Here is a 13,024-nt window from a genome sequence, read left to right on the forward strand (position 1 = left end):
GAGTAGCAAAAGATTTTTACTACTTTATTCATGCTCGTACAGTTGCTAATATTTTCATTATTAGGGTTCAACTATAGATGGAGTCATTTTAAATCAACTTAAAATGACTCCTTTATTTTTTACATATTATGCGATTTTTTAAAACTTTCAACTTTCAACTTTCGACTTTCGACTTTCGACTTTCAACTTTCAACTTTCGACTTTCAACTTTCAACTTTTTGCTCTTTCCGCTTTAAATCCTTAACTTGAACTGATTTAAACTGAGAAATTTTTATGAGTGATGATATTATCGCTAGTTTGAGAGAAGCATTAAATTTTTCTCCTGAAAACTTGCCGTTAAGAATATACCTCGCCGAGAGTTTGTTTAAGCTAAACAATTTGGAAGAAGCTGAGAAAGAGTTTAAGCTGGTTTTAAACAGAGAGTCAGACAATGCCAAAGCGAAACTTGGTCTGGCTAAAATTTACTTAAGTCAGGGCAATTATTCCACAGGGATTGTAGTGCTGGAAGATCTGGTGCATTCAGACAATGCAGATTCTGAATCGTTGCTTTTGTTTGCCAAACTTCTTCTTAAAGAAAACTCAATAGAGGAAGCTATGAAATACTACAAGCGAGTGCTTGAATTAAATCCTGCCTTGCTGGATGAAGAGTTGGACAGTTTGAGAAATCCGAATCACTATTTTGCATCTGAAGATGATGATTTTGTAGCGGAGGTGGAAAGGAATTCAATGCCAGTTGAAAGACCAAAGATAACATTCGAAGATGTAGGAGGGATGGAACATGTGAAGGAGGAAATCAAAATAAAAATCATCCATCCTATGCAACACCCTGAGCTTTATAAGGCTTATGGTAAAAAAATAGGTGGAGGGATATTGCTTTATGGCCCTCCCGGATGCGGAAAAACTCACCTTGCAAGGGCTACAGCTGGTCAGGTTGATGCAAAATTCATTTCCGTAGGGATTAATGATATATTAGACATGTGGATCGGAGGCAGTGAAAAGAATCTCCATCACTTGTTCGAAATGGCCAGACAAAATGTACCTTGTGTATTGTTTTTCGACGAGGTAGACGCTCTGGGTGCAAGCCGGTCCGATATGAAACAATCGTCAGGGAGGCATCTGATTAACCAGTTTCTGTCTGAACTTGATGGTATAGAAAGTTCCAATGAAGGGCTGCTGGTATTAGCTGCAACCAATGCACCCTGGCATCTTGATTCCGCTTTCAGAAGGCCTGGAAGATTCGATAGAATAATATTCGTGCAACCGCCTGATGAAGAAGGTAGAAATGGTATTCTGAAAGTTTTGCTAAAGGATAAACCGCTTAAAGATATCGATTACAATAAGATAGCAAAAGAAACCAGGGACTTTTCTGGGGCAGACCTGCAGGCGCTGGTGGATTTTACAATCGAAGAAAAACTGCGTGAATCCTTTAAAACAGGAATCCCGGAACCAATAGAAACAAAAGATTTACTTAGGGCTTTAAAGAAAGTAATACCATCTACAAAAGAATGGTTTACAACTGCAAGAAATTATGCATTGTATTCTAATGAATCCGGATTATACGATGATATTTTGAAGTATTTAAATATTAAAAAATGATCTTTAATTCCAGCGAGAGAGCGAGATTACTGATAGATCAGAGGCGGTTTAAAGAGGCAGAAGAGGAACTTAAAAAATGTCTTTCTTCTGACCCCAATAATCCTGAAGTTTTCTCCTTGCTTTGCATCTGTAAATGGCACGAAGGTAAGTATGATGAAGCTGAAGATTTTATAAAAAGTGCTATAAGTCTGGCTCCGGCAAATCCTTATCTTTTATATATTTTTTCTAAAGTACTGCTCGATCAGGATAAGCTTGACCAGGCTGAAAAATATATTATAGAGGCTATTTCTATTGACCCACTGGTAGCTGACTTCTTCGGACTAAGAGCCTCTGTGTTTCTGCAAAGAAAAAATTGGGAGCTGGCATTACATTATGCAAATAAAGGACTTGCTCTTGAGCCTGACAATCTTGGTTGTCTGAACATCCGTTCTACGGCACTCCTGAAACTTGATAGAAAGGAAGAGTCTTATGATACCATTCATGAAGCTCTGCATTATGATCCTGAAAATCCCATCACCCATTCAAACCTTGGTTGGGGATTGCTGGAGAAGGGAGACCATAAAAAGGCTTTGGTACATTTTGGGAAAGCACTTCAGATTGATCCTGAACTGGAATATGCCAAACATGGTCTGGTAGAAAGCCTTAAAGCAAGATATTGGATATATAGAATATTTTTAAAATATGCTTTCTGGATAGGGAATATGAAAAGTGGTGCTCAATGGGCTATCCTCATTGGCTTTTTCTTTGGGTCAAAGGTATTGAGTTTCCTTGCTGACAGAATTCCTGCTTTGAATCCATTTATTTTACCCTTTATTATTCTTTATATTCTTTTTGCAATATCCACCTGGATCATCCGACCTATTACTAATCTCTTCCTGAGACTAAATGTGTACGGAAGATATGCGCTTACTCAAACTGAAATCCAAACATCGAATTTTGTAGGCGTATCGGTATGTATAGGTTTAATCTCTTTGCTGGCATATCCTTTTTTTATGAATGATTTATTGTTGTATACAGGAATTTTTGGCCTGTCTATGATGATTCCTTTGTCAAGTATGCTTAATCCCCCTAAAAAGAATAATAAGAGAATGCTTATCATTTATACATCTATATTAGGTTTGATTGGAGTTTCAGGATTATTCTGTTTTGCATCTGGACTTGAGGTTGCAGAATCCCTGGGAATTATATATCTGATAGGAATTATGTTATTTCAATGGGTTAGTAATGCATTGATAATAGGAAGATAAAAAAACAATCCGGTAAGAATAAGTTCTGAACCGGATTGTTTCTATCCGTAAAATAAATCTTTATTCTTTTATCTTACGCTATAACCATATTTTCTGAAAACACTTTTAGCCTTTTCTGTAAATAAGTATTTATAAAATTGCTCAGCTTCCTTAAAGTTTTGTTCTTGATTCTTCTTCAAAAGGACTACTCCTTGTGCAATAGGACTATAGGATTTTGCATCAATTTCAATCCAGGTGCCTTTGTCTTTCATCTCAGGGCTTAAAACGACTGATTTAGCTGTAAAACCGAGGTCAGCAGCTCCTGATACAACGTATTGATTTACCTGAGAAATGCTTTCTCCATTTACAATCCTGGTTTCAATCGTTTTATATATATTATAATAATTCAATATTTCAATTGCTGCTTCCCCATATGGCGCTAACTTTGGATTTGCAATGGCCACTTTATCGAATTTATCCGATAAAAGAAGCGTCTTTATATTACTTTTTTCAAGCTTACTCATTGACCATAAAACCAGGCTTCCATATGCATATATTTCTGGTTTTGTGGTAGCAAGGCCTTCTTTATATAAAGCATCCGGAAACTGCGTGTCTGCTGAAAGAAAAATATCAAAAGGAGCACCTTCTTTTACCTGCGCTGTTATTTTCCCGGAAGAGTTTATAATTAACTCCAGATGAATGCCAGTTTCCTTTTCGAAATTTTTTTTAATTTCCTTCATTGCAAACTGAGCATTGGCAGCAACAGCAACAGTAACGATCTTTTGTGCAAAGCCTTTGCTGGTTAATACCAGTAAAATAAGTAGTAAATGAATATTCTTGATTATCATATTACCAAACTATTACTTAGGAGAATAATGATAAATAAAAAAGGTTATAATACTATAATACTATTTTAAAAGACTGCTCCTGAAGGAATTCATTAAATGCTCTCTCCAGATTATCAAATTCAAGAATAGCCTTTTCTCCTTCTTCAGTTAGGATTGTTCCTCCACCTTTTTTACCTCCGGTTTTGGTAGAAACTAGTTTAATAGCCGAATTGTGTTCATAGAGTCAATAAGTCTCCATGCATGTCTAGGCCATGTTCATTGATTTAGCGGCCTGTGTAATTGAACCGTACTCTTTGATTTTTTTAAAAAGTTCTACTCTTCAGGAACCTAAAAAGGCTCCATCTCCGCTTTGGACCCAGATATGGCCATTCACCAGATAGTCCTTTTTCTCCATCGTCATAGTTTTGTAAACATAAGGAATAATGTAGTAAGTAAAAATACTTGTTTTTTATTAAGTGAAAATGCTTAATGATTAAATTTTATGTTAAATGATGAGGAGATTGGGAGATGTCCAAAATTTATATACTTATAAATAGTTCCACTCTTCCGTCTCTCCAAGGATTTGGAGGAGTGGACTACAACAATTTTTAATCGATGAGGCTTAATTAATTAGGAACAAATTAATTAATTATGTGTAATAATCATGATCCTAATCACAGGCATTCGATTCACTGTATCCTTGCTCCACATATTCTCAAAGCCATTGTTAAAAATGGCACTTCGGAACAAAGACAGAAAGCGATGGCCACTCTTGCTAATGACAGTACCTTCAGAGCATTGAGAAATTTTACCAATGCTTCTTTAGCAGGAACTGGTCCTGTAACTATGATTAGTCCGGGTAAGAAACAGAGAACTATCATAGATGCTAAAAATATGCAGAGCACAGAAGGGAAAATAGTTCGGTTCGAAGGCGATCCTGCTACCAATGATCCAGCTGTGGATGAAGCATATGATGGTCTGGGCATTACTTATGATTTTTTCTGGAATATTTTCGAAAGACATTCTATAGATGATGAAGGTATGCCATTGCAGGGAATTGTTCACTTCGGAAAAGAATACAACAATGCTTTCTGGGACGGTCAGAAGATGACATTCGGAGATGGTGACGATGATCTCTTTAAGAGATTTACCATTTCTCTTGATGTGATTGGACACGAGCTTGCTCATGGTGTAACGGAAGATGAAGCAGGACTGGTATATTTCAATCAGGCTGGAGCGCTAAATGAATCTATGTCCGATGTATTTGGATCTATGGTTAAACAATTTAAACTTAACCAGACATCAGATAAAGCTGACTGGCTTATTGGGGCAGAGCTTCTTTCTGAGAAGATAAACGGAAAAGCATTAAGGTCTATGAGTGATCCCGGATCTGCTTACGATGATCCTGTATTGGGGAAAGATCCTCAGCCCAAACATATGAATGATTTCGTGAATACATTTGAAGACAATGGAGGTGTGCATATCAATTCAGGTATCCCAAACCGTGCATTTTATCTGGCAGCAACAAACATTGGAGGTTTTGCCTGGGAAAGAGCTGGTAAAATCTGGTATGAAACACTTAAGGATGCCCGATTGAGAGCTAACACAGGATTTAAACGATTTGCAAATCTTACAGTTTACAATGCAATAAGACTATTCGGACAAGGCAGCGTGGAAGAACAAGCTGTACAAAATGCCTGGAACGAAGTTGGTATTACAACATCCATTAAAGAACCATTGCAATATGCTCATTGAATTTAAATCAGATGGAGGGATTGCGTATTTCCCGGGATTGAACAGATCCAAACTGATTAATACAGACTCGTTAAGTAATGAGGATTCAATGAAAGCTAAAGAACTTGTACAGAAGTGCAGGTTCTTTAGCATTTCTTATAATGAAGTGCCTCAAAGAGGAGCAGATAGAAAGACCTATACAATCAGCGTGACTGATGGCGATAATAAAAATACAATCAGAGTTTCAGATCCTGTAGAAGACGAAGCTTTAGCCGATCTGATAAGTTTTCTGAGTAAGCTAAGCAGGAAAGTCTAATGTTCCGATATAGAACCAGGTTTGTCAAACAATTTATGAAGAGCGTTTGAATTTTTTACCTTATCAATATCCTTTCAAAAAACAACTTATTACCAACTGCTACCTGAATGACATATACTCCTGGTTTAAATCTTTCTTTTATAGGCAGAACTGTTCTGGCAGACGTAATATCACATGTGGTTTTTTCATTGTACTGTTTTTTACCTTTTGTGTCAAATACTAAAATATGAATACGTGGATCATTAACATACCCAAGGAGGCTTAGCGTGATAGTGCCTTTGTCAGCAGGATCCATATATGCAAGAATTTTTGCAATAGAATCTACTCCGGAGGCAGGTATCAATTCTATATTTTCGGTTTCTTCATATGGAGTAATAAATGGTGAAAGTCTTTTTCCCGGTATTGGCCGTTCAAGAGTACCATCAGGAAGTCTCCAGCCAACAGAGATATGATCAATTTTCAGGCTTTCTTTATGAAGCGCTTCTATATAATATTTTTTGTCAGCTTCCAGATATATACCTTCAGATTTTTGTTCAGGAAATTTTGACCATTCCTGGAAGAATGAAGAAGTAGGTACATATGCTATTTTGGCCTTATTTTCAACGCTATCATCTTTGCTAAGCCACAACTCTCCTTGTTCATCCGACGCTATCCAGAAATAGTAGGTTCCTGAAGCAGGAGGATAAATATACCCGCTAATCCTTGTACCGTAGTTGTCCATCAGATTTTCGGGTCCTTCAAATTGGGTGATAAGAACTTTTCCATTGGGAGGCAACTGATGTGGAATTTTATCAACTGTTGTACCTCTTACGCTAGTCCAGAATTCGCGAAGTATATAACCTTTATTTGTATATACATTTGTATGCGTATCCCTGAGTGCAGCAACCATCGTAATGTCATCATGATACTGTTCATCCGAATTATTACTTTTATCCTTTGATTCGAAGGTGAAATTATTCGACAGAAACTTGTTCACTTCCGGAACTGGCGTGTATACAGCTGTGTAAATAGTATTTTCGCCAGGTTTAATTTTAAAATTATCCTTTAATCCTATCGGTTCCCAGTGATCAAATCTGTATCGGATGCCATTCATTATCTGGTCCGGAACACTGGCCAAGTTTCTGTAAGTGCCTGCAATGTCTGTAAAGCTATATGGAGCTTCAATTATAGAACCATCCAGAGAAATTTTTAAACCGGGAGGATTAGTTAATAATTTAATCTGAATTTTTTTAGGTGTAATATCAACGTATTTCGTATCTGTAAAACCATCCTGATCTCTTACAGTTAATGAAAGCCTATAATAGGCCTTGTCATCCTGTATCTGGTGGTTTGGAACAACAAAGTATCCTTCCCTTATGCCTTCAGTTGTTATGATAACTTTGGGCGGGAGATCTTTTATGTTTCCTTTTTGATGAAACTCAAGCTTCCAGAGAAATGAAGATTTATTAAGAATGCCATTTTCAAAATCATTGCCGCCCCCAAGAAATCTTATAGTATCTCCAATGCTAAATGTATTTCCAAAAGTCGGGTTAATGAGCATTGCGTTGGGAGGAAAATTATCTGCAACATCCAGCTTTGCTGTGTCGCTCTTTGTAGTTCCGAAGGCATTGCTGATTTCAACATGATAATACCCAGTATCCTTTAACTGAACTATAGAAAAAAATAAGCTTCGTGATGTTGCATCTTTTATGATGACTCCGTTTTTCTTCCATTGAATAGAGTATGGGGACTTATCTTCAATATCCACGGAAAACATTACATTGGAAGTTTTAGCTACTCTCAACCCTTTGGGCTGGCGAATAATTTTGGGCAAATGAGTGGCAGAGTCAGCTGAGATACCGGTATTCCCGGAAGATTGTTCAGAATTTTCTTTTATTTGTGCTGATAAATCTAATATAATCGCAATAAATAAAATTGAAATCAAAGATGTAAACAGATACTTCATTTTATTTCCAATATGAAGTAAGAAACCCGTTACAATTCTAAAAGTTAAACAGCTGTATGCTGCTCAGGGAAAGCTTTGAAAGATTTTACTTTTCAGGGAAAATTAAATCGGAAAAATATAAAGTTTGAGTTGAATTCAATATCGACTGGTTATTTCTAATATAAAAGCCTGAAGGTCCTGATTCATAAGTCTTGTAGATGCCTGCACTTCATTAAGCATACTTGATCTGGTTCGAAGCATACCTTTGGTATAGGTTCCACCCACTCCAAAAAGCAGTTGCTTTTCCTGGTTAGATACTTCAGAACCTTCTGCTTCCAGCTTTAGCTCTTTCCAACGGTTTTTAATATTGTGTACGACTGAATATTCATGTGTATTGCTAAAAAAAGGTTCTTTGAGCAGATACCAGATAGATGGAGGAAAAATCTTTGAGTTGTCCGGATCATTCCAGATTTCTGCAAGCAAATTTCTTTTATGGTAATATTTAACTTTGGTCTTAATGAATAATATACTTAATCCGAAAGAAGCGCTGATTACTCCTCCACTAATGGCAATTGCATCTTGTTGTGTATCGTTTAGCTTTTGGCTGGCAAGGGTACCTGCAATGGTTAGAAATGCACCGGAAGTAATAGAGAGTACCGTTAGCAGGTTATTCCGACTGTTTTCTCTTTCAGTAAGATAGTCAGCTAATATTTCAGCTCTTTCTCCTTCGCAATCCAGTTCTGCCGCAATGCTTTCAATTTCAGTGGAAATGAGCATTACCTGTGTAAGTACTTTATTTTTAGAGTTAATATATTTTATTCTTATTGAATCAGTAGGATTCTTGTCATAAATTTTCTTTGTACTATCCAGCTTTAGTAATTCCTCAAAAACACCTGCTGCATTGGCAACTAGTAGGGTATGAGCACTAAAAGCTCCTGTATTTTTTCTGCTTAAAACCTCCTTAGTAGGCAAAGGGTAAAGGGTGGAATCATAATGATAACTAATAGCAGGTGAGCAATATCCGGAATCAAATTGACTGGCTGCTTTTTGGCTTTTGGTTCCAACACAACTTGCTGAAATTAAGAAAAGACACCCAAGAAGATGTGAAATTTGTCCCTTGTTGAACATTGTTTTAAGCTTATTTAAAAAATAGCATTACAATTCTGTCACAAGGAATAAATTGAAATGATAAAAGAATGTTTATCGATCAGGAAAAATTAGATCAGATCTATCTATTGCTCAATATGGCCTTCATGAACAAGTTGCAGGAAGGAAGGTAAATCGCAATCCTGGTCTTTTTTACATAATTTTAAAAAAGCCAGCCATTTCTCAAAATCATCTCCCCAGGAAAAATCACCCCTGAGAATGGACCCAAAACTTTCTTTGATTTCTTCAGCATGACTACATAATTCTTTCAGATTCGATTCACCTTCAGGTTGATCAATACTTGTCTTTCCTTTAAGCCCAAAGAATGCTGAAAGGTAAAATTTGGGAAACCATCGGCTTTTTCCCCTCGGATTATAAATAGATATGGTTAATTCGTTGTTTTCTTTACCTAAAAATATACCTGCCCAGCGGGATTCAAGATAAATCTCATCTCTTAATTCCTTACTTACATTCATGGAAAACTGAGTCATAAGTTGCTCAAAAGCTTCTTTAACTTCCTGGCAAAAAAGACTGTTGTTGTCAATTTGAAGATCCTGGGTATTCATATAATTACATTTAATAAACTAACCGGGAAGAGGCATAAGAGTTTTTACTCTAAAGCACTCTCTGGGGTTTCACGATAAATGAAAAAGAACTTTTGAAACTAAAGAAATCCTCAATATTCGGACCAAGTTCTTCTTATAGACAGATAAAATGTTCAGATGGTTGCTGTTGGAATATCAATCCCCTTCATTTCATATTTTCATGCTTGATTAAATTTTTATATAAAGATCAGAATTCTTCAGGTTGTATATTCCTTTCTCTCTTTTTCCAGGTGTTTACAAAAAAGAGGCCGTCCATTTCAGACGGCCTCTTCCAAAATTATTTACTATTAACCTTTATTCCTTAATGATTCTGATTGTTTCAACTTTGCTTTCATAGACTACTTTTAAAAGATAAACACCAGTTTTAATGTCACTTGCCGGAATTGAGAATTTACCATTGGTGATTTTCTGATTTCCTCCTTTGAATTTATTACCAAAATTGTCATACAATTCAAATGTAGCAATGGTTGAAGCTTCAGTAGTTTGTACGGTTACGTTGATGAAATCTCCAACTGGGTTCGGTACTACTGATATTGCAATGGCTGGCGCTGAAGATACAGGCTCGGAAATAGTATCTTCGTTATTCTGGTCACCATAAGGATTAATTACCTGGAGTGCTTTAGCCAAAGAATTGTTCGTCTCATTCGTTTCAATTATCTGCTTGTAATGATCTGCTACAAACAATAATTTATAACTTCCCTGATTGATGTAATATGGAACTCTAAACTCTCCAGAAACAGGTACAGAAGATTTAGAAAGCATACCAGGAACACCCAATGTTCCTATAAATATATCATCAGGAGAAAGTGCTTCATCACTGGACAAGTAGTATCCTAAATTGAAGTATGATACATCTGAATTTCCGGAATTACTTATTGTTGCTTTGAAATAAACTGTTTGTTCTACTGTGACCTTTGAGCTTACAGATGCACTCTTCACAAACAGATCTCTTGTTGCAGCTTCAATAGAAATTTTCTTAGAAACAATGTTATTGTTTTCATTCATCTCAGGCTGGTTCTTGCCACCATCAGCTACAAATACAATATAGTAGTCTCCAGCCGCAAGATATTCAGGAAGATAAAGTGATTGGTTGAACGGAACAGAGGCTTCTGAATATACACTGCTGGAATAATAAGAACCTAAGTACAAAGCTGAATCTGTTATATTATTCTCATATTTGGAAATATAAAAATCTAAATTAGTAGAATATGAATCCTCTGTACCATGATTATATAAGTATCCTGATACATTAACAGTGTTTCCTGCAACCGCTTTGGAAGGGTTTACTCTTTGAGTATTTACAGATAAATCAACATTTGGAGTAATGATTCTTATTCTGGTGTATGCAATATTATTATTTTCATCGGTCTCTTTGGTATTGTTGTTTGAATCCGTTTTAACAATCAGATAATAGTTTCCTGCCGGCACAGTGGTTGGAATGTAAATGTACTGGTTATAGTAATTAACATTACCAGGGTACAGGTCATATCCATAATAGGTGCCAAGATTTATATCGGAATCATTATAAATTGTGTCTGTTGATAATACAAATCCTGTATAGTGATAAGGGAAAGTGATATCGCCCAAATTGGATTCCTTATAACTAAGATATATGCCGGATCCAACAGTTACCATTTCTGATGATTTGGTCAAATTGCTGATGGCAATATCATATGATGGAACCTTAACTTTTACTTTAATGAAGGCATCATTATTGAATTCATTGGATTCGCTTACATTTTTGTAATCATCTGCCTTGGCAATCAGAAAATAATCCCCATCGGCTACGGTGGAAGGTATGTAAGAATTCACTGAATAATAATTAATAGATCCTGGAGAAACATAGGAAACATAGCTTTGACCTACGAGGTAATCATATTCATCGACTATCGAATCTTTCGAAAGATAAAAATTGGTATAGCTGGAGCTTGCATAATAGGTTCCGGTATTGTTTATACTATATGAAACATAAAATGAATTGCCAGCACTGAGGATTGTATCTTTAGTGAATAAACTTGTGATTGATAAGTCAACACTAGGCAGCACTATATTCACAGGTACAGATGCAATGTTATTATCTTCATTCGATTCTGCAACATAATTCAGATAATCAGCTTTTGCTATAAGGTAATATGTCCCTGGCTCAAAATTATAGGTAGGTATTGATAGATAAAAATATCTTAAATCATTTGGATACAAATAATCAAAGTATTTTGATTGAACAAAGATATCGCTTGAGTCAAGATGTGAGTCTTTAGACAGATAAAAGCCCATGTAACTGGAAGAGGTAAAAACAGATCCTATATTGCTTAAATATCCGTTTGCATAAAAGTAGTCTCCTCTGAGAACAGTGATTGTACTATCAAAAAGCACAGTAGTAAGATCTGCATCTGTTGTACCTATTGTAATCGGTAGTGTAAATGTATTATTATGCTCGTTGCTTTCTGAAACTGAATTGTAGCTATCTGCCTGTGCTATCAGATAATAGAAACCTGATGCTAAATCAGCAGGAATTACCGCATATTCAGATTTGTAAATGCCATCCTGAGGATTTAATCCTGCCACATATGCTTTACTCAGTGCTATAGCAGAAGAGTCAATATAAGTGCTTGTGGAAAGATAGAAATTTGTATAATGCTCACCTGCAGATCCTGTTCCTATATTTCTTTCTATAAAGCTCAGAGTTATACTATCCCCAGGGTTCAATCTATTCGGATTTTCAATTCTGGCGCTGTCAAGTATCAGATCAGCGAAACCATTTCCTGAAATGTAAAATCTTCTTGCAATAGTATTATTATATTCCTGCGTTTCTGATACACTATTATATACATCCAAAGCTGCAATTAAATAATACCAGCCTTTTGAAAGGGGAGGTAGGGCTATCTTCACATCCGAATAAGAAGAAGTGTTTCCGGCTAGTCCATCCGATTTTTTGCTTAAAAGCAAGGGATCAAAGTTATCCAAAGTGGAGTCCTTTGAAAGGTAAAAACCAACTTCATAACTTCCGGAAAAATCTATTCCAAGGTTGCTTTCGCCAAGACTTGCAATTACTTGATTGGAGACGATTAGACTATCATCTACCGACAGAAAAGTTGGATATAAGTCAATCGAAAAGCCTGATGTGCCAATATTTATTGGGAAGATATATTTATTGTTGAACTCATTGGTTTCGTATACCTCGTTGCCTGCGTCTGTGTATGAAACCAGGAAATAGGCCCCTGCAGTTATATCTTTCGGAATGTAAAGACCTGTACTATCTAGTATTGAAGTTTGGGAAGGAAGTGGGGACAGATAGGACGAACCCACAAAATAAGCCTTTGCTTTATCAGGCAATGTCCAGGATGTATCCGCAGTAAGGTAATAGTCCGTTCGGTTGGAAGGTGCTATTCCAAATCCTGCATTGTAAACCTTACTAAAAACTGTAATGTAGGATCCCGGATTTGTGTTTTCAGGATAGACCTGCTGGCTGACCCTCGTCAGATCGGCTTGGGGAAAATCAATGGTATCCACAGCTTGTGCCTCTGATTGAAGTGAATTCCCGCCCTGGAAAAGAACCAGCAACAGAAATTTTAAGATTAAAATCTTGTTTTTTTTCATGTGTTTGATGATTTAAAAAAAGTGATTTTTTAAAATTATCTTTTCTACAACTA

General features: G+C 36.2%; 9 protein-coding genes. 4 read left to right on the forward strand and 5 right to left on the reverse strand.

Going from position 1 to position 13,024, the window contains the following annotated elements:
* The first annotated feature begins 273 nt into the window (after window positions 1-273).
* Entirely contained in the window at window positions 274-1,596 is a 1,323-nt protein-coding gene (locus tag MYP_RS07670) for an ATP-binding protein (protein ID WP_045460803.1), read from the forward strand.
* Window positions 1,593-2,843 carry a tetratricopeptide repeat protein gene (locus MYP_RS07675; protein ID WP_045460806.1) on the forward strand — a complete coding sequence of 417 codons (1,251 nt, stop codon included), beginning with the start codon at window positions 1,593-1,595 and terminating at the stop codon, window positions 2,841-2,843. Before MYP_RS07670 ends, MYP_RS07675 begins: the two co-directional genes overlap by 4 nt.
* Before the next feature lie 68 nt (window positions 2,844-2,911).
* Here MYP_RS07675 and modA read toward each other — a convergent pair whose 3' ends face one another.
* A complete protein-coding gene (gene modA / locus MYP_RS07680) occupies window positions 2,912-3,670 on the reverse strand; it encodes a molybdate ABC transporter substrate-binding protein (protein ID WP_045460810.1) in 759 nt (252 codons plus the stop codon).
* Between the two features lie 630 nt (window positions 3,671-4,300).
* Here modA and MYP_RS07685 point away from each other — a divergent pair.
* Window positions 4,301-5,404, forward strand: coding sequence for a M4 family metallopeptidase (locus MYP_RS07685; protein WP_045460813.1), 1,104 nt, complete (start codon window positions 4,301-4,303; stop codon window positions 5,402-5,404).
* Complete coding sequence (locus tag MYP_RS07690) at window positions 5,394-5,699, forward strand: protealysin inhibitor emfourin (RefSeq protein ID WP_045460816.1); 306 nt, start codon at window positions 5,394-5,396, stop codon at window positions 5,697-5,699. The genes MYP_RS07685 and MYP_RS07690 overlap by 11 nt, the downstream gene beginning before the upstream one ends.
* Before the next feature lie 55 nt (window positions 5,700-5,754).
* On the opposite strand, the gene MYP_RS07695 is transcribed toward MYP_RS07690, so the two are convergent.
* The 4 genes from MYP_RS07695 to MYP_RS07710 form a co-directional block, all read right to left on the reverse strand.
* Window positions 5,755-7,644 (reverse strand): PA14 domain-containing protein, encoded by a 1,890-nt coding sequence (locus MYP_RS07695; protein ID WP_045460820.1) that lies wholly within the window; start codon window positions 7,642-7,644, stop codon window positions 5,755-5,757.
* 135 nt (window positions 7,645-7,779) lie between these two features.
* Window positions 7,780-8,751 carry a hypothetical protein gene (locus MYP_RS07700; RefSeq protein ID WP_052430016.1) on the reverse strand — a complete coding sequence of 324 codons (972 nt, stop codon included), beginning with the start codon at window positions 8,749-8,751 and terminating at the stop codon, window positions 7,780-7,782.
* Between the two features lie 104 nt (window positions 8,752-8,855).
* Complete coding sequence (locus MYP_RS07705; protein WP_045460824.1) at window positions 8,856-9,335, reverse strand: replication initiation protein; 480 nt, start codon at window positions 9,333-9,335, stop codon at window positions 8,856-8,858.
* A gap of 333 nt (window positions 9,336-9,668) precedes the next feature.
* On the reverse strand, window positions 9,669-12,971 hold the full coding sequence (locus MYP_RS07710; protein WP_045460828.1) for a CARDB domain-containing protein: 3,303 nt from the start codon (window positions 12,969-12,971) through the stop codon (window positions 9,669-9,671).
* Window positions 12,972-13,024 lie beyond the last annotated feature (53 nt).

The organism is Sporocytophaga myxococcoides (assembly GCF_000775915.1).
GTDB classification, from domain to species: Bacteria; Bacteroidota; Bacteroidia; order Cytophagales; family Cytophagaceae; genus Sporocytophaga; species Sporocytophaga myxococcoides_A.